This is a genomic window from Streptomyces sp. NPDC043996, from assembly GCF_056435225.1.
Genome location: NZ_JBWKEY010000012.1, coordinates 225,965 through 246,983, shown reverse-complemented (window position 1 = coordinate 246,983; position 21,019 = coordinate 225,965). Strand labels below are relative to the sequence as shown.

Annotated in this window: 20 protein-coding genes; 11 read left to right on the top strand and 9 right to left on the bottom strand. The window is 73.0% G+C overall.

Translation table 11 applies throughout. From position 1 onward, the window contains the following. Window positions 1–16 precede the first annotated feature (16 nt). The gene (serA, locus tag AC07A4_RS29375; RefSeq protein ID WP_478604134.1) at window positions 17–1,621 is read left to right on the top strand and encodes a phosphoglycerate dehydrogenase; all 1,605 of its coding nucleotides are present in this window, start codon (window positions 17–19) and stop codon (window positions 1,619–1,621) included. Between the two features lie 212 nt (window positions 1,622–1,833). On the opposite strand, the gene AC07A4_RS29370 is transcribed toward serA, so the two are convergent. Further along, a complete protein-coding gene (locus AC07A4_RS29370) occupies window positions 1,834–3,333 on the bottom strand; it encodes an MFS transporter (protein ID WP_478604132.1) in 1,500 nt (499 codons plus the stop codon). 82 nt (window positions 3,334–3,415) lie between these two features. On the opposite strand from AC07A4_RS29370, the gene AC07A4_RS29365 reads away from it, so the two are divergent. After that, the gene (locus tag AC07A4_RS29365) at window positions 3,416–4,030 is read left to right on the top strand and encodes a TetR/AcrR family transcriptional regulator (RefSeq protein ID WP_478604129.1); all 615 of its coding nucleotides are present in this window, start codon (window positions 3,416–3,418) and stop codon (window positions 4,028–4,030) included. Here AC07A4_RS29365 and AC07A4_RS29360 read toward each other — a convergent pair. Beyond that, window positions 4,019–5,230: a helix-turn-helix domain-containing protein gene (locus AC07A4_RS29360; protein WP_478604126.1), complete on the bottom strand. Its 1,212-nt coding sequence runs from the start codon at window positions 5,228–5,230 to the stop codon at window positions 4,019–4,021. The genes AC07A4_RS29365 and AC07A4_RS29360 overlap by 12 nt on opposite strands. A 210-nt stretch (window positions 5,231–5,440) precedes the next feature. Here AC07A4_RS29360 and AC07A4_RS29355 point away from each other — a divergent pair, with 210 nt between their 5' ends. The 4 genes from AC07A4_RS29355 (at window position 5,441) to AC07A4_RS29340 (ending at window position 9,513) form a co-directional block, all read left to right on the top strand. Next, entirely contained in the window at window positions 5,441–6,367 is a 927-nt protein-coding gene (locus AC07A4_RS29355; RefSeq protein WP_478604123.1) for a proline dehydrogenase family protein, read from the top strand. A gap of 54 nt (window positions 6,368–6,421) precedes the next feature. After that, a complete protein-coding gene (gene pruA, locus AC07A4_RS29350) occupies window positions 6,422–8,053 on the top strand; it encodes an L-glutamate gamma-semialdehyde dehydrogenase (RefSeq protein WP_150513235.1) in 1,632 nt (543 codons plus the stop codon). 123 nt (window positions 8,054–8,176) lie between these two features. Then, a complete protein-coding gene (locus AC07A4_RS29345; protein WP_478604120.1) occupies window positions 8,177–8,839 on the top strand; it encodes an HAD family hydrolase in 663 nt (220 codons plus the stop codon). Beyond that, window positions 8,836–9,513, top strand: coding sequence for a hypothetical protein (locus tag AC07A4_RS29340; RefSeq protein WP_478604117.1), 678 nt, complete (start codon window positions 8,836–8,838; stop codon window positions 9,511–9,513). The genes AC07A4_RS29345 and AC07A4_RS29340 overlap by 4 nt, the downstream gene beginning before the upstream one ends. A gap of 8 nt (window positions 9,514–9,521) precedes the next feature. Here the strand turns inward: AC07A4_RS29340 and AC07A4_RS29335 are convergent, their stop codons facing one another. Next, window positions 9,522–10,409, bottom strand: a complete 888-nt coding sequence (locus AC07A4_RS29335) for an alpha/beta fold hydrolase (RefSeq protein WP_478604115.1) — start codon at window positions 10,407–10,409, stop codon at window positions 9,522–9,524. Between the two features lie 155 nt (window positions 10,410–10,564). Here AC07A4_RS29335 and AC07A4_RS29330 point away from each other — a divergent pair, with 155 nt between their 5' ends. Beyond that, window positions 10,565–11,710: an alkene reductase gene (locus tag AC07A4_RS29330; RefSeq protein ID WP_478604113.1), complete on the top strand. Its 1,146-nt coding sequence runs from the start codon at window positions 10,565–10,567 to the stop codon at window positions 11,708–11,710. Here the strand turns inward: AC07A4_RS29330 and AC07A4_RS29325 are convergent. The 4 genes from AC07A4_RS29325 to AC07A4_RS29310 all read right to left on the bottom strand — a co-directional run bounded on the left by AC07A4_RS29325 (window position 11,689) and on the right by AC07A4_RS29310 (window position 15,208). Next, window positions 11,689–12,420 carry a nitroreductase family protein gene (locus AC07A4_RS29325; protein WP_478604111.1) on the bottom strand — a complete coding sequence of 244 codons (732 nt, stop codon included), beginning with the start codon at window positions 12,418–12,420 and terminating at the stop codon, window positions 11,689–11,691. The two genes, AC07A4_RS29330 and AC07A4_RS29325, sit on opposite strands and share 22 nt — an antisense overlap. A gap of 72 nt (window positions 12,421–12,492) precedes the next feature. Next, window positions 12,493–13,749, bottom strand: coding sequence for a lysophospholipid acyltransferase family protein (locus tag AC07A4_RS29320; RefSeq protein WP_478604109.1), 1,257 nt, complete (start codon window positions 13,747–13,749; stop codon window positions 12,493–12,495). Then, window positions 13,746–14,609 (bottom strand): phosphatidate cytidylyltransferase, encoded by an 864-nt coding sequence (locus tag AC07A4_RS29315; protein ID WP_478604107.1) that lies wholly within the window; start codon window positions 14,607–14,609, stop codon window positions 13,746–13,748. Before AC07A4_RS29315 ends, AC07A4_RS29320 begins: the two co-directional genes overlap by 4 nt. Continuing rightward, the gene (locus tag AC07A4_RS29310) at window positions 14,606–15,208 is read right to left on the bottom strand and encodes a CDP-alcohol phosphatidyltransferase family protein (RefSeq protein ID WP_478604105.1); all 603 of its coding nucleotides are present in this window, start codon (window positions 15,206–15,208) and stop codon (window positions 14,606–14,608) included. Before AC07A4_RS29310 ends, AC07A4_RS29315 begins: the two co-directional genes overlap by 4 nt. A 76-nt stretch (window positions 15,209–15,284) precedes the next feature. Here AC07A4_RS29310 and AC07A4_RS29305 point away from each other — a divergent pair, with 76 nt between their 5' ends. Next, window positions 15,285–15,830, top strand: a complete 546-nt coding sequence (locus AC07A4_RS29305; protein ID WP_478604103.1) for a GNAT family N-acetyltransferase — start codon at window positions 15,285–15,287, stop codon at window positions 15,828–15,830. 36 nt (window positions 15,831–15,866) lie between these two features. On the opposite strand, the gene AC07A4_RS29300 is transcribed toward AC07A4_RS29305, so the two are convergent. Further along, window positions 15,867–16,874: a zinc-binding dehydrogenase gene (locus AC07A4_RS29300; protein WP_478604100.1), complete on the bottom strand. Its 1,008-nt coding sequence runs from the start codon at window positions 16,872–16,874 to the stop codon at window positions 15,867–15,869. A 100-nt stretch (window positions 16,875–16,974) separates the two neighbouring features. Here AC07A4_RS29300 and AC07A4_RS29295 point away from each other — a divergent pair, with 100 nt between their 5' ends. Continuing rightward, complete coding sequence (locus AC07A4_RS29295) at window positions 16,975–17,901, top strand: LysR family transcriptional regulator (RefSeq protein ID WP_478604098.1); 927 nt, start codon at window positions 16,975–16,977, stop codon at window positions 17,899–17,901. A gap of 187 nt (window positions 17,902–18,088) precedes the next feature. Further along, window positions 18,089–18,217 carry a hypothetical protein gene (locus AC07A4_RS29290; protein WP_267885566.1) on the top strand — a complete coding sequence of 43 codons (129 nt, stop codon included), beginning with the start codon at window positions 18,089–18,091 and terminating at the stop codon, window positions 18,215–18,217. Between the two features lie 10 nt (window positions 18,218–18,227). On the opposite strand, the gene AC07A4_RS29285 is transcribed toward AC07A4_RS29290, so the two are convergent. Beyond that, window positions 18,228–19,817, bottom strand: a complete 1,590-nt coding sequence (locus AC07A4_RS29285) for a purple acid phosphatase family protein (protein ID WP_478604095.1) — start codon at window positions 19,815–19,817, stop codon at window positions 18,228–18,230. A 151-nt stretch (window positions 19,818–19,968) separates the two neighbouring features. Here AC07A4_RS29285 and AC07A4_RS29280 point away from each other — a divergent pair, with 151 nt between their 5' ends. Then, complete coding sequence (locus tag AC07A4_RS29280) at window positions 19,969–21,009, top strand: 3-isopropylmalate dehydrogenase (RefSeq protein ID WP_478604092.1); 1,041 nt, start codon at window positions 19,969–19,971, stop codon at window positions 21,007–21,009. Window positions 21,010–21,019: the final 10 nt, after the last annotated feature.

Genomic DNA, 21,019 nt, shown 5'->3' with positions numbered 1-21,019 from the left:
ACTTGTGAGGACTCACGTGAGCACTGCTGCCAACGGCAAACCGGTCGTACTCATCGCTGAAGAGCTGTCGCCCGCGACCGTCGACGCCCTGGGCCCGGACTTCGAGATCCGGCACTGCAACGGCGCGGACCGCGCCGAGCTGCTGCCCGCGATCGCCGACGTCGACGCCATCCTGGTCCGCTCCGCGACCAAGGTCGACGCCGAGGCGATCGCCGCCGCCCGCAAGCTGCGGGTCGTCGCCCGCGCGGGCGTCGGCCTCGACAACGTCGACGTCTCCGCCGCCACCAAGGCCGGCGTGATGGTGGTGAACGCCCCCACCTCGAACATCGTCACCGCCGCCGAGCTGGCCTGCGGCCTGATCCTGGCCACCGCCCGCAACATCCCGCAGGCCAACACGGCGCTGAAGAACGGCGAGTGGAAGCGCTCCAAGTACACCGGCGTCGAACTCGCCGAGAAGACCCTCGGCGTCGTCGGCCTCGGCCGCATCGGCGCGCTCGTCGCGCAGCGGATGTCCGCCTTCGGCATGAAGGTCGTCGCCTACGACCCGTACGTACAGCCCGCGCGCGCCGCGCAGATGGGCGTCAAGGTCCTCTCCCTCGACGAGCTGCTCGAAGTCTCCGACTTCGTCACCGTGCACCTGCCGAAGACGCCCGAGACCCTCGGCCTCATCGGCGACGAGGCCCTGCACAAGGTCAAGCCGTCCGTGCGGATCGTCAACGCCGCGCGCGGCGGCATCGTCGACGAGGCGGCGCTGTACGCGGCGCTGAAGGAGGGCCGTGTCGCGGGCGCGGGCCTCGATGTGTACGCCAAGGAGCCGTGCACCGACTCGCCGCTCTTCGAGCTCGACCAGGTCGTGTGCACCCCCCACCTCGGCGCCTCCACCGACGAGGCCCAGGAGAAGGCGGGCATCTCGGTCGCCAAGTCCGTGCGCCTGGCCCTGGCGGGCGAGCTGGTGCCGGACGCGGTGAACGTCCAGGGCGGCGTCATCGCCGAGGACGTGCGCCCCGGCCTGCCGCTCGCCGAGAAGCTCGGCCGCATCTTCACCGCCCTCGCGGGCGAGGTCGCCGTGCGGCTCGACGTCGAGGTGTACGGCGAGATCACCCAGCACGACGTGAAGGTGCTCGAACTGTCCGCGCTCAAGGGCGTGTTCGAGGACGTGGTGGACGAGACCGTCTCCTATGTCAACGCGCCGCTGTTCGCGCAGGAGCGCGGCGTCGAGGTGCGCCTGACGACGTCCTCGGAGTCGCCCGACCACCGGAACGTGGTCACCGTGCGCGGCACGCTCTCCGGCGGCGAGGAGGTCGCCGTGTCCGGCACCCTGGCCGGGCCCAAGAACCACCAGAAGATCGTGGCCGTCGGCGACTACGACGTCGACCTGGCCCTCGCCGACCACATGGTCGTGCTCCGGTACGCGGACCGGCCGGGCGTCGTGGGCACCGTGGGCCGGGTCCTCGGCGAGGCCGGGATCAACATCGCGGGCATGCAGGTCGCGCGTGCGGACGTCGGGGGCGAGGCGCTGGCGGTGCTCACCGTGGACGACACCGTGCCGGCCGCCGTCCTCGCGGAGCTCGCGGAGGAGATCGGGGCGACCTCGGCCCGTTCGGTGAACCTGGCGGACTAGGGGCCCTCGCGGGGCGCCCCAGGCCCGCCCCTTCCCGATCCGGGTGCGGCTGCCCCCGTTCCCCCGCTCACCGCTATCGGCGCTTCGCGCCTCGTCCTCAAACGCCGGACGGGCTAAGACTTTCGCCAGCCACGGCGTAGGTCTTTCAGCCCGTCCGGCGTTTGAGGACGAGCGCGTCAGCGCGATGGGGGCGGGTGGGTGGGGGACTAAGGTCAGCGGAGCGTCTTGGCGGCGAGGGCGGCGGCCAGGAGCAGGACCCCGGCCCCCGCGAGCGCCGCGCCGTGCATCCCCGCGGTGAAGGCGGACCGCGCCGCGTCCAGGAGCGCTTCCGCCGCCGCGGGCGGCAGCTGGGGTGCGACCGCCACCGCGCCGCCCAGGGTCTCGCGCGCCGCCTCCGGAGCCGCGGCCGGCATCTCGTGCCGGAACACCGCCGTGCCGATCGAGCCGAGCACCGCCATCCCGAGCGCGCCGCCGAACTCCAGGCCCGTCTCCATGAGCGAGGACGCCGCGCCCGCCTTCTCCGCGGGGGCCGCCCCGAGGGCGAGGTCCGTCAGCTGGGAGCCGATGACCACGGCCCCGCACGCGAGCACTCCGGCGCCGCCGAGCACCGTCCACATCGCGTCCGTACCCGCGACGAAGAGCAGGCCGTAGCCGCAGGCCGAGAGGGCGAAGCCGCCCGCGACCACATGGGCCCGGTGGACGCCGCCCCGCACCGCCGCCGTCGCGACCGGCGCCGCGAAGCCGATCAGGACCGAGGGCAGCAGCGCCCACAGCGCGGCCTCGAGCGCGCTCTTGCCGAGTACCGACTGCAGGTACTGCGTGGTGAAGAACGCCGAACCCGTCATCGCGAACGCCGAGATGAGGTTCAGGGCGATCGCGGTGCCGAAGGCGCGGCCGCCGCGGAACAGCGCGGGGGAGACCAGCGGGGACGCCGCCGTGCGCTGGCGGCGTACGAAGAGCACCGCGAAGACGAGTCCCACGGCCAGTGAGGCCACGTACGGAACGCGCACGCCGTCGGAGGGGATCTCCTTGAGGCCGTAGACCACGGGCAGCACCGCCGCCAGCGAGAGCGGCACGCTCAGCAGGTCGAAGCGGCCCGGGTACGGGTCCTTGGACTCGGGGATGAGGAGGGGCGCGAACAGCAGGAGCAGCGCCATGGCGGGCAGGTTGACGAGGAACACCGAGCCCCACCAGAAGAACTCGACGAGGACGCCGCTGAGCACCGAGCCGAGCGCGACACCGGCGACCATCACCCCCGACCAGATGCCGATGGCCTTCGCCCGCTGCCCCGCGTCGTGGAACATCGCCCGGATCAGGGCCATCGTGGACGGCATCAGGGTCGCGCCGCCGATGCCGAGGACCGCGCGGGCGGCGATGAGCATGCCGGGACTGGTGGCGTAGGCGGCCGCGACGGACGCGGCACCGAAGGCCGCGGCGCCGCCGAGCAGGAGCCTGCGGCGGCCTATGCGGTCGCCCAGCGAGCCCATCGTCATGAGCAGGCCCGCGAGCACGAAGGCGTAGATGTCGAAGATCCACAGCTGCTCGGTGCCGCTGGGGTCGAGGTCCGCGTTGATCGCGGGGATCGCGAAGTAGAGGACCGAGACATCCATCGACACGAGCAGCAGCGGCAGCATCAGGACGGCAAGCGCCGTCCACTCCTTGCGGCCCGCCAGCGCGGAGGCGGGGGGCGGTTGCGGGGTTGTCGTCGTCATGGACAGGACTGTACGGGCGTCTTATACGTCTGTCTAGGACGGATGTATGGGACGTGTGTCTGGACCGGGATAGGGTGCCGCCATGGGACACCGTGAGGATCTGCTCGCAGGCGCCAAGCGCTGCCTGCTGGAGAAGGGGTTCGTCCGCACCACGGCGCGCGACGTGGTCAAGGAGTCGGGGACGAACCTGGCGTCGATCGGCTATCACTACGGCTCGAAGGACGCGCTGCTCGCCGAGGCCTACATCGCGCTCATCGAGGACCTCGGCGACGGCTTCGGAGCCGAGTCCGGCGAGGGCGAGGGCGAGGGCGGGGGCGAGGGCGAGGGCGCCGGGGCGGGCGGGTCGCTGGAGCGGTTCGAGCGGGTCTGGGGGAACGTCGTCCGGTCGTTTCCCGAGGCGCGCGGGATCTGGCTCCTGACGCTGGAGTTCATCACGCAGGCCGACCGGCTCGCCGGGGTACGGGAACTGCTGGTCAAGGCCCAGGAGCAGGGCAGGGCCGGGCTCGTCGCGCTGTTGCTCGACGTCGACGAGGCCACCGTGCCCGGGGACGTCGTGAACGCCGAGGGGCGGTTCTACACGACGCTGCTCAACGGGCTGATGATGCAGTGGCTCTTCGACCCGGAGTCGGCGACCACGGCCGAGCAGCTCACCGAGGGGCTGCGCCGGGTGATGGAGCGGGCGTCCTCACAGCCGTGACGCCTTCAGGACCATGTGCAGGAGCAGCCGGTCCTCGCCCTCGTCCAGGTCCAGCTTCGTGAGCTGCTCCACGCGCGAGAGGCGGTAGTAGAGGGTCTGGCGGTGGATGCCGAGCTCCGCCGCCGCGCGGCCCGCCTGGCCCGCGCGGTCCAGGAACACCTCGGCGGTGCGGGCCAGTTCGCGGTGGGCGGGGGTCAGGAGCGCGCGGGCCACCGCGTCCCCCGCCGCCTCGGCGGGCAGCGCCGCGAGCAGGCGGTAGGGCCCGATGTCCGACCAGCGGGCCACCGGCGCGAACCGCGGCTCCGCGAGCGCGGCCCGCGCCGCCGCCGACGCCTCGGCCCAGGCCGCCCCCAGGTCCTCAAGACCGGCCCGCGCCCCCGCGACCCCGGCCGCCGAGCCGCCCGCCGACTCCGTGAGGCGCGCCGCCGCCGTAAGGGCGGGCGTCAGCGAGTCCGCCGAGCGCAGCCGCACGAGCACCGCGAGGCACTGCCCCGGCACGCCCCGGGCCGCCCACGGCGCCGTGCACAGGGCCGTCGCCCCCGGCACCGTCCGCAGCGCGGGCGCGTCCTCGGGGTCGGCCGAGCGCCAGGGGGCCACGCACACCACGGCGTGCAGCCCCTCGGCGCGCGCCCCGAGCGCGGTCCGCAGCGCCGCCACCGCCATGTCCCGCTGCCAGCCGCGCTCCGCCGTCAGGACCGCGCGGAACTCCCGGGTCAGATCGGCGCCCGCCTGGGCCTCGTCGGCGAGCAGCGCGCCGATGCGGGCGGCCACCTCCATGGCGGCGTCCAGCTGGGCGTCGGTGGGTCCGGGCGTGTCGTCGAGCAGCCAGACGTAGCCGAGCGCGTAGCCCCGGTGGCGTACCGGCAGGCAGATCCGGCCGCGGTGCACGCCCGCCGCCGGGGTGGGCGGGATGCGGACCGGCCTGGTGGCGCGCGTGATGCCGAAGCTCTCGAACCAGGCCCGCACCTCGGCCGTGGAGCGGCGGGTCAGGATCGAGCGGGTGCGCACCGGGTCGAGGTCGGCCGCGTCGAAGCCGTCGCCGCCGTCGTGGGCGCCGAAGGCGATCAGCTCGAAGTCCCGGTTCTCCAGGGTCGCGGGCGCCCCGAGCAGGGTCGAGAGCTCGTCGACCAGTTCCTGGTAGTCGCCCTTCACCCGCACCCTTCCTTCGCCCTGTCCGCGCTCTGTCCGCGTCGTCGACACCGCAAGACCGTGCCGTCGCACGCCATTCTCGCGCAGTCCCGGGCCCTCATCAGACATCTGTCTGAGATCCAGCCCACGGATGCGTGACAGGTGTCGATAGCTCAGGATCGGATGGATCCCTAAGTTTCACGGTGGTTCTCCGTGCCGTACCGGTTTTGTCGCAAAAATGACGCGGTGCGGCACTCGCTCATACTCCCGTGGAGGTGCCCCGTGCTGGGTCCCGTGATCCTTGCCGCGTCGCGCAGTGACAAGATGCGCCGTTTCGTGTCGGCGGCGCCGGGCACCAAGCAGGTCGTCGACCGCTTCATCGCCGGTGAGACCGTCGACCAGGTCGTCCCGATCGTCGAGGACGCCGTCGCCAAGGGCCTCGAGGTCACCCTCGACGTGGTGGGCGAGGACATCACCACCGTCGAGCAGTCCTACGCCGCGCGCGACGCGTACCTGGAGCTCATCGGCCGCCTCAAGGACCTGGGCCACGGCGAGCGCGCCGAGATGTCCGTGAAGCTGTCGATGTTCGGCCAGGCCCTGGAGGGCGGCCACGAGCTGGCCCTCGCCAACGTCCGCCCGGTCGTCGAGGCCGCCGCCGCCATCGGCACCACGGTCACCCTGGACGCCGAGGACCACACCACCCTCGACTCGATGTTCGCCATCCACGACGAGCTGCGGAAGGACTTCCCGCAGACCGGCTGTGTGATCCAGGCCTATCTGTTCCGCACCGAGGACGACGCCCGCCGCCTGGCCGCGAACGGCAGCCGCGTGCGCATCGTGAAGGGCGCCTACAAGGAGCCCGCCGAGGTCGCGTTCCAGGACAAGGCCGAGATCGACAAGGCGTACGTCCGCATCCTGAAGATCCTGCTCGCCGGCGAGGGCTACCCGATGATCGGGTCCCACGACCCGCGCCTGATCGCCATCACCCAGGAGCTCGCCCGGCGCGCCGGGCGCAAACTGGACGAGTACGAATTCCAGATGCTGTACGGCATCCGCAGCGAGGAGCACCTGCGGCTCGCCGCGGAGGGCCACCGGATGCGCGTGTACACCGCCTACGGCACCGACTGGTACGGCTATTTCATGCGCCGCCTCGCGGAGAAGCCGGCGAACCTGCTGTTCTTCGGCCGTTCCATCCTCACCAAGGGCTGAGCCGCCCGCACCCGCCACGTACAGAGCCCCCGCACAAAAGGAGCCAAGGAAGTCATGGACGCCGTAACCCAGGTCCCCGCCCCGGTCAACGAGCCGGTGCACGGCTACGCCCCCGGTTCCCCGGAGCGCGCCCGGCTCGAGGCCAAGCTCAAGGAGCTGTCCGAGAACCCGATCGAGCTGCCGATGACCATCGGCGGCGAGAAGCGCCTCGGCGGCGGCGAGCCGTTCGAGGTCGTCCAGCCGCACAACCACAAGGCCGTCATCGGCACCGGCCGCGGCGCCACGCAGCAGGACGCCCAGGACGCGATCGACGCCGCGCTCGCCGCCGCCCCGGCCTGGCGCGCGATGGCCTTCGACGACCGCGCCGCGATCATCCTGCGCGCCGCCGAGCTGCTGTCCACGACGTGGCGCGAGACGCTGGCCGCCTCCACCATGCTCGGCCAGTCCAAGACCGCCCAGCAGGCCGAGATCGACACCCCCTGCGAGCTCGTCGACTTCTGGCGCTTCAACGTGAAGTACGCCCGTGACCTGCTCGCCGAGCAGCCCCCGGCGAACTCCACCGGCGTCTGGAACCGCCTGGACCACCGCCCGCTCGAGGGCTTCGTCTACGCGATCACGCCGTTCAACTTCACCGCCATCGCGGGCAACCTGCCGACCGCCCCGGCCCTGATGGGCAACGTGGTCGTGTGGAAGCCGTCCCCGACGCAGACGCACGCCGCCGTCCTGCTCATGCAGCTCCTGGAGGAGGCGGGCCTGCCCAAGGGCGTCATCAACCTGGTGACCGGCGACGGCATCGCCGTCTCCGACGTGGCCCTGCACCACCCGGACCTGGCCGGCATCCACTTCACCGGCTCGACCCGCACCTTCCAGCACCTGTGGAAGACGGTCGGCACGAACATCGAGAAGTACCGCTCCTACCCGCGCATCGTGGGCGAGACGGGCGGCAAGGACTTCGTGGTGGCGCACCCCAGCGCCGACCGCGCCGTCCTGAAGACCGCGCTGACCCGCGGCTCCTTCGAGTTCCAGGGCCAGAAGTGCTCGGCCACCTCGCGCGCCTACATCCCGGCGTCCATCTGGAACGACGGGTTCAAGGAGGAGTTCGCGGCCGAGGTCGACGGCATCAAGATGGGTGACGTCACCGACCTGTCGAACTTCATCGGCGCCGTCATCGACGACCGCGCGTTCGCCAAGAACAAGGCCGCGATCGACCGGGCCAAGGCCGACGAGACCTGCACGATCGTCGCGGGCGGCAGCTACGACGACTCCGAGGGCTACTTCGTGCGCCCGACCGTCGTCGAGTGCACCGACCCGGCCAACGAGGTCTTCAAGGACGAGTACTTCGGCCCGTTCCTGGCCGTGTACGTCTACGAGGACGACAAGTACGACGAGATGCTGACCCAGATGGAGTCGGTGTCGGCGTACGCGCTCACCGGTTCGGTCATCTCCAAGGACCGTGCGGCGGCCGCGTACACGATGGAGAAGCTCCGCTACGCCGCGGGCAACTTCTACATCAACGACAAGTCGACCGGCGCCGTCGTCGGCCAGCAGCCCTTCGGCGGCGGCCGTGCCTCCGGCACCAACGACAAGGCGGGCGCCCCGCAGAACCTGATGCGCTGGACGCTGACCCGCGCCATCAAGGAGACGCTGGTCGCGCCGACCGACTACGGCTACCCGCACATGGGCTGACCCCCTCCCCGAGGGCGCGCGCCCTCCCAAACCCCCGCCCCCGGCTTGGGCCCCACCCCGGCCGGGGGCGGTGTTGTGTAGGTTGCGACGACACGACAGCGCGCGACCCAGGGGGCCCAGCGGGTGGACGATCCGAAGAACCGGCCGTCGGTGGTCCTCTTCGACCTCGGCAACGTGCTGTTCCGCGACCCGTGGGAGACCCTGCTCCTGACCGAGGGCGCGGGCCTCGCCGACCGCCTCGGGCTCGACCGCGGCGCGGTGGACGCGGCCGGGCGGCGGCTGTGGCGCCGGTTCAGCGTGGTCGAGGCCGAAGAGGGCGCGTACTGGGCGGAGTTGGGGCGCGAGCTCGGCACGAAGGTGCCGCCCGCACTGGTCGAGGAGCTCGAAGACCGGCTCCTGGTCGCCAACCCGGCGGCCGCCGAACTCCTCGCGGCGGCCTCGGGCGGCGGGGCGCGGCCGGTGGGCATCGCCTCGAACAACACGTCCTTCTGGTACGCGAAGCAGGCCGAGCGCCTGTCCCTGCACCGGTGGGTGGACCCCCGACTGGTCTTCCTCTCCCACGAGTTGGGGGTGACGAAGGGTGCCGAGGGCCGTGGCCTCCTCGAAGCCGCCGCCGAGCACACGCACCCGCCGTCGGCCCTCCTCGTCGAGGACCGCGCGGGCAATCTGCGCCGCGCGCGCGGGCTCGGCTTCCAAACGGCGGCGTACGCGTTTGAGGGGGCGGCGCCTTCGGAAGGCTTCCGGCCTACGGACGCGCGGGAACTGCTGAGGAGGCTCATGGCATGAGCGTGCCGCCGCCCTCGCCGGACCCCTCCGCGCGGCCGCCCCGCAAGGGCCCCGCGGGCGTGCGGCCCCCGGACGCCGAGCCCGGCCTCGCGGCGGCATCGCCGCTGGTCGCCACGCTCCTCGCCGAGTACAACTCGCTGCGGCAGGAGAGCCTCCAGGCCATCACCAACCGCATCCAGATCATGAACTTCGCGTTCACCTCGCTCGCGGTGGTCGTCGCGGCCGTGCTGACCTCCGATCTGTCCCGGGGCGTCCTGATCCCCGCCTGCCTGGTCTTCGTCCCCGCGGCCGCGAAGGCGAGCCTGCTGATCTGGCTGGGCGAGTACCACCGGTCGCAGCGGGCGGGCCAGGGCGTCGCCGCGGTCGAGCGCAGGATCAACGCGCTGCTCGGCGGCAACGCCGTGCTCAGCTGGGAGTCCCGGCTCGTCTCCGCCGGCACGCACATGGGGTATCCGTACGTGGCGACGGCCGCGTTCATCCTGAGCACCGGCGTGCTCGCCGAGGTCCTCGGCGCCTACTTCCTGATCGAGCGGTACGCCAGCGGCGGCACCCTCTGGGACAACGTCGCGCTCGGCGGGGCGGTGCTGCTCTACGCGGCCCTGACCGAGGCGGTCTTCCTGAGGTTCTTCCGGGCCCGGTGGCGGGCCATCCGCAGCGCGACGCACAGCGGCTAGCACCGCGGCTAGGCCGCCGCCGGATCTCCGAGGCGGCCGAGGAAGCCGTCGATCAGCTCGGCGATCCGCTCCGCGTGGGTCTCCAGGGCGAAGTGCCCCGTCGGCAGCAGATGCACCTCCGCCTCCGGCAGGTCCCGCTGGAAGGCGACCGCGCCGTCCCGTACGAAGATCTGGTCGTGCGCGCCCCACACCGCGAGCACCGGGACCTGGCTGTCGCGGAAGTACGCCTGGAAGTCCGGGTAGAGCGCGATGTTGCCGCCGTAGTCGCCCATGAGGGCCAGCTGGATCTCGTCCTGCCCCGGGCGGGCCATGTTCGCGGCGTCGTGCTCCCAGGCGTCCGGGCTGAGCAGGCTCTGGTGGCGCTCGGGGACGCCGTGCGTGTACTGCCACTTGATGCCCTGCGGGGAGCGGATCTCCCGCACGGGCGCGGCCGTCTCCTCGCTCGGGTCCTTGATGTACGCGAACACCGGCGCCCAGGCCTCGGCGCCGAGGCCCTCCTCGTACGCGTTGCCGTTCTGCGTGACGATCGCGGTGACGCGGCCGGGGTGGGCGAGCGCGAGCCGCAGGCCGATCGGGGCGCCGTAGTCCTGCACGTACAGCGCGAACCGGTCCAGGCCGAGCCGCTCGGTGAACTCGGCGGTGACGTCGGCCAGTTCGGCGAAGGTGTACGAGAAGGCGGCGGCCGGGGGCGTGGCGGAGCGGCCGAAGCCGATGTGGTCGGGCGCGATGACGCGGTAGCGGTGGGCGAGGCGCGGGATGAGGTCCCGGAACATGTGCGAACTGGACGGGAAGCCGTGCAGCAGGAGCAGCACGGGGGCATCGACGGGCCCGGCCTCGCGGTAGAAGACCTCGTGACCGCGGACGGTGGTGGTGCGGTAGTGGACCTGAGTGCTCATCCCTCTAACCCCTCAAAATCTGTTTGGCGGTTGGTGTGGGATGAGTGCATCACGGCCGGCCCTAACCAGTCAATGGTGTTTTGATGGTTAGGAGGGTGAGGTGGGGGCGGTGCGGACTTGAAACTGACACAGGTGTCAGCTTCTACCGTTCCCGCATGACGCAGCACACGCTTCTCGCCCCGTACTCAGGCCCCTTCGGCGACCTCCCCAACCGCATGGTCATGGCCCCCATGACCCGCTACCGCGGCGAGGAGGACGGCACCCCCCAGCCCTTCGTCGCCGACTACTACGCCCAGCGCGCCAGCGCCGGGCTCATCGTCACCGAGGGCATCTGGCCCAGCAGCCGCGGCCAGAGCGGCTGGCGCGTGCCCGGTCTGGAGACCGCCGCGCACGTCGAGGGCTGGCGCCGGGTGACCGAGGCCGTGCACGCCGCAGGCGGGCGGATCTACGCCCAGCTCATGCACGGCGGCCGGCACGGCCACCCGCTGTCGCGCATCGACGGGGACGCGCCCGCCGCCCCGTCCGCTGTCGTCTCGCCCGAGCTGGTGCACGTCCGCGACGGCGGCAAGGCCGAACCGGTCACCCCGCGCGTGATGAGCGTCGACGACATCCGCACCGCGATCGACGACCACGTGGCCGCCGCCCGCAACGCCATCGCCGCCGGGTTCGACGGCGTCGAACTGCACGGCGCCAACAGCTACTTGATCCACCAGTTCCTCGCGGACAACACCAACCTCCGCGACGACGCCTACGGCACGGGGTCGATCGAGAACCGCGTCCGGTTCGCGGTCGAGGTGGTGCGCGCGGTCGCCGACGCCATCGGCGCCGGACGGCTCGGCCTGCGGCTCTCGCCCGGCAACCCCCAGTTCGGCATGGCGGAGGCCGACCCCGGGCCCGTCTACCGGGCGCTGCTCGACGCGCTCGACGGCCTCGGCCTCGCCTACCTCCACCTCACCGACAACGAGGCCTACCCCGCCCTGGACGACCTGCGCCCCCACTGGCACGGCACCCTCATCGCCAACGTCGGCGAGAACGGCGACCCGACGACGCGGGAGGCGGGCGAGGCCGTCATCGCCGACGGCCGCGCCGACCTCGTCTCCTACGGCAGGGCGTTCCTCACCACGCCCGACCTGCCGCACCGCTTCGCCGTCGGCGCGCCCCTCAACGCCTTCGACACGGAGCACCTGTACACCAACGGACCCGAGGGGTACACCGACTACCCCTTCCTCGAGGAACTCGAGGAACTCGAGGAGCGCGAGGAGCGCGGGTCGTGGGAGCTTCAGACCTCCACGAGCACCTGATCCAGGGACTTGCGGACCAGGTCGGGGACCTGGCAGTCGGCGGCCGGATAGCCCACCGGGATCACCGCGAACGCCTTCTCGTTCTCCGGGCGGCCGAGCACCTCGGACAGGAACCGCATCGGGCTCGGGGTGTGCACCAGGGCCGCGAGCCCCGACAGATGCAGCGCGGACAGCAGCATGCCGACCGCTATGCCGACCGACTCGTCCACGTAGTAGTGCTTGTGCTTGGCGCCGTCGTCACCGAGCCAGTACCGCTGCTGGAACACGACGATCAGGGCGGGCGCGTCCGTCAGGTGCGGCTTCACCTCGTCCGTGCCGAGCGGGCGCAGCGCGGCGAGCCACTCCTCGCCGAGCCGCCCGTCGTAGGAGATCCGCTCCTCGTGCTCGGCGGCCTCGCGGATGCGGCGGCGCACCTCGGGGTCCTGGACGAGGACGAACGTCCACGGCTGCTGGTGCGCGCCCGAGGGAGCGGTCGCCGCGCACGCGACGGCGTCCCGCACCACCTGCGGCGGCACCGGGTCCGACGAGAACTGCCGCACGGTGCGGCGCTCGTCCATCCGCTCCCTCAACTCGGCGGCTTGCGCGAGGGATGCGGCCTGCGGCATGCGCGCGGGCCGGTAGGGGACCGAGCGGTAGGGCCGTCCGTGGATCGGCGTCCAGCGCTCGGCGGGGTGTCCGGTCTCCGGCTTGTGCTGTTCGGTATCAGGCATGCCTCGATTCTGGGACCGGAGACCGGGGTCACGCCATGGTGCGTACCAAAGGAGATGCGCGCGGGCGCCGGATCAGCTCCAGCCCGCCACGATCAGACCGAGGCCCGCCGCGAACCCGCCCGAAAGCAGGGCGAGATACGTGCCGTAGCGGCGCCGCAGCCGGTGCGCGAGGAAGCCGAACGCGCCGAACGACAGGCCCGCGGTGAGGGTGCGCGAGCCGCGCGAGCGGGCCGAATCGGCCAGCCAGTCGCCCACCGGGACGTCCGCGCGGCCCGCCTGCGCCGCGTACACCTTAAACGGGACGCCGTTCCACGGCTGGTGGCGGACCGCCGCCGCCGACTCGGCCGCCAGCTGCGCGCGGACCTCCCCGCGCATCCGGTCCGTCGTCAGGGGCTGTGGCAACTGCACGCCGGACGCGGCGAGTTGGAGTGCCAGTACGCCGCCCGCGAGGCTGCCGGCCAGTGCCGCGAGGGACAGCTTCAGGGCCCGTCGCGGCAGGGCCACGCATGCGATCGCCAGGAACAGCTCCGGCATCAGCGGCCAGCTCAGCGCCTCCGCGCACGCCCAGGCGAACGCCAGCGGCAGCCCCCAGCGGGAGCCCGCCACCGCCGCCACGCGCTTGCGGACCCGGGAGTCCCGCAGCGGCCGCGCCGCGGTGGCGCGGTGCAGCCGTGCCACCGCCGCCCGCGCCTGCTCCGGGGTCGCCGTCGGCGGCAGCGGGTCCCCGACCGTCACCCGCACCAGGGACGGGCGCAGCCTGCCGTGCTTGGGCAGCAGGCGGTCGGTGCCCGCGATGCCCACCGGCACCACGGGGACGCCCGCGTGCCGGGCCAGGACCAGGGCGCCCTTGTGGAACGCGCCGACCCCGCCCTCGCGGGCCCGGGTGCCCTCCGGGAAGAGCACCACCGCGTGGCCCGCGCGCAGGGCGTCCGCCTTGGCCAGGAGGTCGTCCATGCCGCCGCCGGTGCGGCGGACGGGGAAGCCCGCGGCCAGGCGGGAGCAGATCCGGCGCCGCCAGGGGGAGGCGAACCAGTAGTCGGCCGCGGCGGCGATCGTGGGGGAGTGGCGGGAGTCCAGGGCGGCCAGGAGCGCGGCGGTGTCGGCGTGCGAGGTGTGGTTGGCGACCACGACGCAGCCGCCCTGCGGCAGGGTGCCTTCGCGGGTGATGCCGCCGGTGAGGGTGAGGGCGGTGCGCCACAGAGCGGCCCTCGCGGGGGCGCCCCAGGCCCGCCTCTTCCCGAACCGGGGGCGGCTGCCCCCGGGCCCCCGCTTAACCGCATTGGCGCTTCGCGCCTCGTCCTCAAACGCCGGACGGGCTACATCTCTCACGGTGTCACCGCCATCGTCAGAAGCAGGGCCAGAAGCAGGGAGTCCACGCGGTCCAGGAGGCCGCCGAAGCCGGGGAGCCAGGTGCCCGCGTCCTTGACGCCCGCCTCGCGCTTGACCATGGACTCCAGGAGGTCGCCCAGGACGCAGCCGGTGAGGACGGCCGCCCACAGCAGGGGCGTGAAGGCGCCCACCGCCGCGAGCGCTCCGGCCGTGGCCGCGCCCGCGCCGAGCACTCCCGCCCAGGTCTTGTTCGGGGACAAGGCGGACAGGGGGCGGGCCAGGGGGCCCCGGCGGCCGAGGGCCGTGCCGCCGCACCAGGCGCCCACGTCGCCGAAGGCCACCGCGACGCCCACCGCCACCGCCGTGCCGTCGAGCAGCACCAGGCCGGTCAGCGAGACCGGGATCCAGAGCAGGGCGAACAGGGTGCGGCTCGCGCGGGTGAAGCCGTGCGCGGTGTCGCCGGTCAGGAGCGCGGGCAGCGCCGAGGCGACGAGCAGGGCCGCGAGGGCGCGCAGGTCCAGGGCGAGGGGCGCGAGCCACGCCGCCGCCGGGAGCAGCACCGCCGCCGACCACAGGACCGCCCGGTCCGCGCGCGGGAGCTGGACCATGCGGGCGTACTCCGCCACGGCGACGGCGCCGAGCCCGGCCGCGAGGGCGAACGCCCCCGGGCGCCCCGCCCACAGAGCGCCGAGGAACAGGGGCGCCGCGAGCGCCCAGGTGCGCCAGCGCCTGCGCAGTTCGGCCCGCGCCCGCACCCGGGACGGCAGCGACGCGACGGCGACGCCGCCCGCGCCGAGCACCCCGGCCACCACCGGTACGGCCCGCGCGACGGTCTCACCCGCGAGGATCGCGACGCTCATCGGTCCCCCAGCGCGGTCCACAGCCGGGCGCAGCGCACCGCCGCCGTCAGCGCCGAGCCCGCGGCGATCGCTACGAGCACCGGCACCGCCAAGCCGGACGCGGCCGCGACGACGGCCAGGGCGCAGCGCTCCGTCTTGCCCACCGGGCCGCCGTTCAGCCGCTCCGCGCCCGCAGCGGCGCCCGCGAGGGACACCCACGACGGGAGCGTCGCCGCGAGGGCGGCCGTCGCCACCAGCCACAGCGGGGCGAGGGCCAGGAAGCCCGCGAGGACCGCCAAGTCGGCCGCGCGGTCGCCCAGTTCGTTGAGCAGGGCGCCGCGCCGGGTGGTGCGGCCCGTGTCGCGGGCCAGGGCGCCGTCCAGGTTCGCGCACGCCAGGCGCGCCGCGAGCAGCACCGCCACCGGGAGCGCGGCCAGCGGCGCGGGCAGCCAGGCGAGGGCCGCCGCCGCGCCGGCCGCGCACGCCACGCCCGCGGCCGTCAGCGCGTCGGGCGACACCGCGCGGCGCGCCAGGGCGCCGCGCAGACCCGAAAGGCGGCGCGCGTACCAGGGCTTGAGGGCGTACAGGCCGAGGCCGTGGGAGCCGGGGGAACCGTTCATGGTGTCGACTGTGCCGTGGCGCGGGCCCGGGAAAATCGGGATGCGTACTCAGATGGCGGCTGAGTACCGTGAAGCGGTGACCGCATCGACCACATCCGCCACGCTCCGCACGGCGCACACCGCCGCCCTCACCGCCGCCGACGTCGCGGCGGCCCGCGCCCTCATGGACCTCGCCTTCGAGGGGGACTTCTCCGACGAGGACTGGGACCACGGACTCGGCGGCATGCACGCCCTCGTCCACGACGCGGAGGGGCTGCTGCTCGCGCACGGCTCCGTCGTCGCGCGGCGCGTCCTGCACAACGGCCGCTCGCTGCGCGTCGGTTATGTGGAGGCCGTCGCCGTCCGCCCGGACCGGCAGCGGCAGGGCCTCGGCGGCCAGGTGATGACCGCCCTGGAGGAGATCATCGAGCGCGCCTACGACCTGGGCGCCCTCTCCCCGTCCGAGGAGGCGGAGAAGCTGTACCGCGCGCACGGCTGGCAGACGTGGACCGGCACGGTCGGCACCCTCGCCCCGTCGGGCACGGAGCTCATGCCCGACGAGGACCCGCCGATGCTCTGGCACGCCGACCTCGACCCGGCGCACCCGCTGCTGATCGACTGGCGCGACGGGGACGTCTTCTAGCGCGACCGTAGAGGCTTTCCGTACGTTCGCGGGCCGTCAGGCCGGGGCGCCCTCCGCCCGCACCAGCATCTTCCCCACGTTCTCGCCCCGCAGCATGCCGAGGAACGCCGTCACGATGGCGCCGAAGCCGTCCACGACCGTCTCGTCGAGCCCGAGGCGCCCACTGCGCAGCTCCGGCACCGCGAACGCGTACAGCTCCTCCTGCACGTCCCGGTAGTCGCGCACGTGGAAGCCCTCCATGCGCAGGCTCTTCTCCACCATCTCGGACAGGTTGCGGGGCGCGGCCAGGGCCTCGGTGCTGTTGTACTGCGCGACCGTGCCGACGCGGACGACGCGGCCGCGGTCGCGCAGCCCCTCGATCGCCGCCTCCAGCTGCTCGCCGCCCACGTTGTCGACGTACAGGTCGACGCCGTCGGGCGCCGCCTTCGCGAGCAGGTCCGCGGCCGGTCCGTCGTGGTAGTCGAAGGCGTCGTCGTAGCCGACGTGCTCCTTCAGGTACGCGACCTTCGCGGCCGAGCCCGCGCTGCCCACGACCCGGCCCGCGCCGAGCAGCCGCGCGAACCGCCCGGCGGCCGTGCCGACGCCGCCCGCCGCCGCGGACACGAACAGGTCCTCGCCCTGGCGCAGGCGCCCGATCCGGGTCAGCGCGACGTACGCGGTCAGGCCGGTGCCGCCGAGGAGGCTCAGGTGCGCGGACAGCGGCACTCCGGCGAAGTCCGGCACGCGGCGCGCCTCTTGCGGCGTGAGGACCGCGTGCGTGCGCCAGCCCTCGCGGTGGAAGACGATCGTGCCCTCCGGCAGCGACGGCTCGCGCGACGCGGTCACCCGGCCGATCGTCCGGCCCTCCAGCGGGGCGTTCAGGGCGAACTCGGCGTCCATCATCTCGCGGTGGTACGGATCGACGGACCAGTACAGGTTCTCGACCAGGGCGGTGCCAGGGGCCGGGGCGGGCACCGCCGACTCGACGAACGCGAAGTGGGACGGCGAGGGAAAGCCGTGCGGGCGGGCGGTCTGGTGGACGGTGAGGGCCGTGTCGCTGGTCATGGCCCGGAACGTACGGCGGGAATGCCGCCGCCCGGCAGGGGGTTCGGCTCATGGAACGCGCCCAACCCTGAGCGCTCCTCATAGGACCAGGTGAGAACCGGTGGCCGAGCACGACATCGCCCCGCACGAACTGCGGGTCATCGTCGCCGTGGCGGACGCCCGCAGCTTCTCGGGCGCCGCGAAGGCCCTGGGCCTGACGCAGTCGGCGGTCTCGCACTCGGTGCGCGGCACGGAGAAGAAGGTCGGCGCGGTGCTCTTCGCGCGCGGCCGCGGCGGCGCCGCGCCCACCCCGGCGGGCGAGCGCGCCGTCGCCCACGCCCGGCGCGTCCTGCGGCTGCTCACCACCCTGGTCGCCGAAGCCCGCGGCGCGGCGGCCGACGGCGGCCAGGACACCGTCGCCGGGCCCCTGCGCGTCGCCGCCTTCCGCAGCGCGGCCCTGCATCTGCTGCCGCCCGCGCTCGCGGCCCTGCGCGCCCGCCACCCCGGCGTCGAGCCCGAGGTGCGCGTCGTGCGGGAGCTGGGGCGCGGCACCGCGGGCGAGGTCGCCGACGGCCGCGCCGACATCGGGATCGCCACCATCGGCACGACCTCACCGATCCCGCCGGGCCTCGTCGGCGCCGTCCTCGTCGAAGAGCCGTACTCGTTCGTCCACCCGGCCGGGCACCCCGACCCGCGGTCGCTGCCGCTCGTGGACTGGGCCGAGAACTGCACCTCGTACACCCGCGACTGGTGGGCGCGCCAGGACTGGCTGCCGCAGGCCACCACCGAGACCGAGGACGACGGCGCGGTCCTGGTGATGGTGGGCGCCGGGCACGCCATGGCGGTGATGCCCGCCCTGTCGCTGACGGGGGCGCCGCCGAGCGTGGCGGTCACCGACCTCGGACCCGGCCGCCCGACCCGTGCCGTGGGCTATGTCACGACGCCGGAGCAGGCCGGATCGCTGGTGGTCAGGGCGCTGATCCGGGAGCTGAGAGCGGTCGCGGCGGAGGTCGCCGTCTCAAATAGTAGGAAGCCCGAGTATATGTAGAGACAGGAAGCGGAAGCTGTCTTAGCTTTGTAGGAGCCGAACGTCTCGCTCGATCAAGCGAACGGCGGATGTGAGCCCGGCCCCGCGCAGGCGAACCCTGCGGCCCCGCTCCCCGCCCTTTCCGGCGTCTCGTAACCCTTTGCGTCCCCGTTCCGCAGGACGCCTGGTTCGAAGGAGTCGAATTTTCATGGCCGAGACGACCGTCCGACGAGTCCGCCGCAGCCTCCGCCCCAGCGACGCCGAGCGCAAGAACGCCGCCGCCGCCCTCCAGCGGGCCCTGGATCGCAGGGACAACGGCGGCGAGACGGGGCACTGAGCCGCCCCGCCTACGTCCCGCGCTTGATCTCGAAGTGGTCCACGCGCTCGCCGGTCTCGGCGAGCGCGGAGACCGTGAGCTTCGGCCGCGCCCCGGCCGTCACCTCCACCGCGAGGAACGAGAAGCCGGTGTAGCGCACGCGTGACCACTCCACGGTGTCCGGGTCGGGCAGGCGCAGCTTGGTCCAGTGGAAGGTGAGGATCGAGTCCCGGTCCTTCACCCGCCCCTCGTAGCTGTCCTTCACGCCGACCGGGAAGCTGTAGAGGTCCTTGCCCGCGCCGCCCGCGGTGACGTACACGATGCCGTCGCGCGTCGGATCGGTCGACGCGCCGACCGGCACCGGCTTGCCGACCTCGCCGCCCTTGATGGCGTCGGTCCGCTCGTACACGTGGTTGTGGCCGTTGATGACCAGGTCCACCTGGTGCTTGGTGAACAGCGGCAGCCACGCGTCGCGCACCCCGCCGTCGGAGCCGTGCGTCGCCGTGGAGTACGCGCAGTGGTGGAAGAACACGACGACGAAGTCGATGGCGTCGTCCGCGCGCAGTTCGCCCAGGCGCCGGTCGAGCCACGCGGTCTGCTTGCCGTCCGAGTAGCCCTTGTTGGCGGGTATCTCGTACGACACGTCGTTGGCGTCGAGCGCGACGACGCCGACGTTGCCGTAGCGGAACGAGTAGACGCCGGGCGCGTTCTTCGCGTCGAAGCCGTTGTCCGGCAGCGACCAGCGGGCGGCCTGGCCGCCGTAGCCGTTCGGCGAGTACCAGGCCTCCATGTCGTGGTTGCCCGTCGTCACCATCCACGGCACGGACTTCGCCACGGTCTCCGTCTGCGCGAGGAACTCGTCCCACACACGGGCGTCGTACGTGTCGGAGTCCTTGCCGTGCCCGGTGGTGTCCGCGTAGCAGATGTCGCCCGCGTGCAGATGGAACGAGGGGTTCTGGCCCAGGATCACCTGGTCGTTGGCGAGCGCGTGATAGCTCACGCCCTGGTCGCCGAAGGCCGTGAAGACGAACTTCTCCGGCCGCGCCGGTGCCGTGCGGAACGAGCCGAGCGTGCCCATGCGCTCGGGCGAGGCCGGGTCGAATCCTTCGTGGCCGACGCCGTAGTAGTACGTCGTGCCGGGCCGCAGGCCGTCGAGCGCCGCGTGCAGGTAGTACTGCTCGACCTCGGGCAGCTTGCGCGAGAGCGAGGGCGTGCGCAGGTCCCGCACCTCCGCCTCGATCTTCTGGCTGAGCTCCCAGGGCTTCAGGCCCACGCGCACGTACGGGGACTTGACGGCGAACGGCACCTGCCAGGAGATCCGCATCTGCGTCTTGGGGTCGGCGCCGAAGGCCAGGTGGCGGCCGAAGGGGGCGACGAGACGGCCGTCGACCGTCACCGGGGCGGGCGGAGACGCGAGCGGGCGCGCGGCGCTGGGGCGCTCGGCGTAGGCGCTGCCCGAGCTTCCGGCGAGCAGCCCGATGCCGCCCGCGACGCCCGCGCTCGCGAAGGAACTGGCGAGCACCCTGCGCCGGGAGAGCCTCCCGCGCAGGTACTCGTGCTGCTCGGGCATGCTCATCGTCCGCGCGAGCGGCTCGGGAATGCCGACGTTGGGGGTGTCCATGACGAAGGAACTTCCCAGTAACTTCCAACTCCCGCCCTGCGCCGAGGTGAAGAGAGGGTGTCCGTGTGGTGGCGTACGCGCGGAGAGACGAGAGCTGTCCGCATCGCGGACAGCCCGTGTCAACGCGTGGGACGAGGAGTAGGGTGCCGACATGTCTCGCAGCATCAATCTCGCAGTGATCCCCGGAGATGGAATCGGCCAGGAAGTCGTGGCCCAGGGGCTCAAGGTCCTCAATGCCGTCCTCCCGCAGGATGTGAAGCTGGAGACCAAGGAGTACGACTTCGGCGCCCGGCGCTACCACGCCACGGGGGAGACCCTCACCGACGCCGACCTCGACGCCCTCAAGCGGCACGACGCGATCCTCCTCGGCGCCATCGGCGACCCGTCGGTGCCCTCCGGCGTCCTGGAGCGCGGCTTCCTGCTCAAGCTCCGCTTCGCCTTCGACCACCACGTCAACCTGCGCCCGAGCAAGCTGCTCCCGGGCGTGGCCACGCCGCTCGCGGGCCAGCCCGAGATCGACTTCGTCGTCGTCCGCGAGGGCACCGAGGGCCCCTACACCGGCAACGGCGGCACCATCCGCAAGGGCACCGAGCACGAGGTCGCCACCGAGGTCTCGGTGAACACCGCCTTCGGCGTGGAGCGCGTGGTCCGCGACGCCTTCGCCCGCGCCCAGGCCCGCCCGCGCAAGAAGCTCGCGCTGATCCACAAGAACAACGTGCTCGCCTTCGCCGGGCACCTGTGGACGGACGTGTTCAACCGGGTGGCCGCGGAGTTCCCGGACGTCACCACCGAGTACATGCACGTGGACGCGGCGACGATCTACCTCGTCACGCAGCCCGAGCGGTTCGACGTGATCGTCACCGACAACCTCTTCGGCGACATCATCACCGACCTCGCCGCGGCCGTCTCCGGCGGCATCGGCGTCGCCGCCTCCGGCAACATCAACCCCGCCCGCGCCTTCCCGTCGATGTTCGAGCCGGTGCACGGCTCGGCGCCCGACATCGCGGGCCAGGGCAAGGCCGACCCGACCGCCACGGTCCTGTCCGTCGCCCTGCTCCTGCGCCACCTCGGGTACGACGCCGAGGCCAGCCGGGTCGAGGAGGCCGTCGCGGTCGACCTCGGCGCCCGGGGGACCACCACTCGTACCACCGACGAGATCGGCGACGCGCTCGCCGTACGCGTGGCGGGCTGATCCGTCCGCA

Excerpts from the sequence above, each read along its gene's own strand:
- AC07A4_RS29370 (WP_478604132.1), bottom strand. The coding sequence starts at position 3,333 with ATGACGACGACAACCCCGCAACCGCCCCCCGCCTCCGCGCTGGCGGGC.
- AC07A4_RS29365 (WP_478604129.1), top strand. The coding sequence starts at position 3,416 with ATGGGACACCGTGAGGATCTGCTCGCAGGCGCCAAGCGCTGCCTGCTG.
- pruA (WP_150513235.1), top strand. The coding sequence starts at position 6,422 with ATGGACGCCGTAACCCAGGTCCCCGCCCCGGTCAACGAGCCGGTGCAC.
- AC07A4_RS29340 (WP_478604117.1), top strand. The coding sequence starts at position 8,836 with ATGAGCGTGCCGCCGCCCTCGCCGGACCCCTCCGCGCGGCCGCCCCGC.
- AC07A4_RS29335 (WP_478604115.1), bottom strand. The coding sequence starts at position 10,409 with ATGAGCACTCAGGTCCACTACCGCACCACCACCGTCCGCGGTCACGAG.
- AC07A4_RS29330 (WP_478604113.1), top strand. The coding sequence starts at position 10,565 with ATGACGCAGCACACGCTTCTCGCCCCGTACTCAGGCCCCTTCGGCGAC.
- AC07A4_RS29325 (WP_478604111.1), bottom strand. The coding sequence starts at position 12,420 with ATGCCTGATACCGAACAGCACAAGCCGGAGACCGGACACCCCGCCGAG.
- AC07A4_RS29315 (WP_478604107.1), bottom strand. The coding sequence starts at position 14,609 with ATGAGCGTCGCGATCCTCGCGGGTGAGACCGTCGCGCGGGCCGTACCG.
- AC07A4_RS29310 (WP_478604105.1), bottom strand. The coding sequence starts at position 15,208 with ATGAACGGTTCCCCCGGCTCCCACGGCCTCGGCCTGTACGCCCTCAAG.
- AC07A4_RS29300 (WP_478604100.1), bottom strand. The coding sequence starts at position 16,874 with ATGACCAGCGACACGGCCCTCACCGTCCACCAGACCGCCCGCCCGCAC.
- AC07A4_RS29290 (WP_267885566.1), top strand. The coding sequence starts at position 18,089 with ATGGCCGAGACGACCGTCCGACGAGTCCGCCGCAGCCTCCGCCCCAGC.
- AC07A4_RS29285 (WP_478604095.1), bottom strand. The coding sequence starts at position 19,817 with ATGGACACCCCCAACGTCGGCATTCCCGAGCCGCTCGCGCGGACGATG.
- AC07A4_RS29280 (WP_478604092.1), top strand. The coding sequence starts at position 19,969 with ATGTCTCGCAGCATCAATCTCGCAGTGATCCCCGGAGATGGAATCGGC.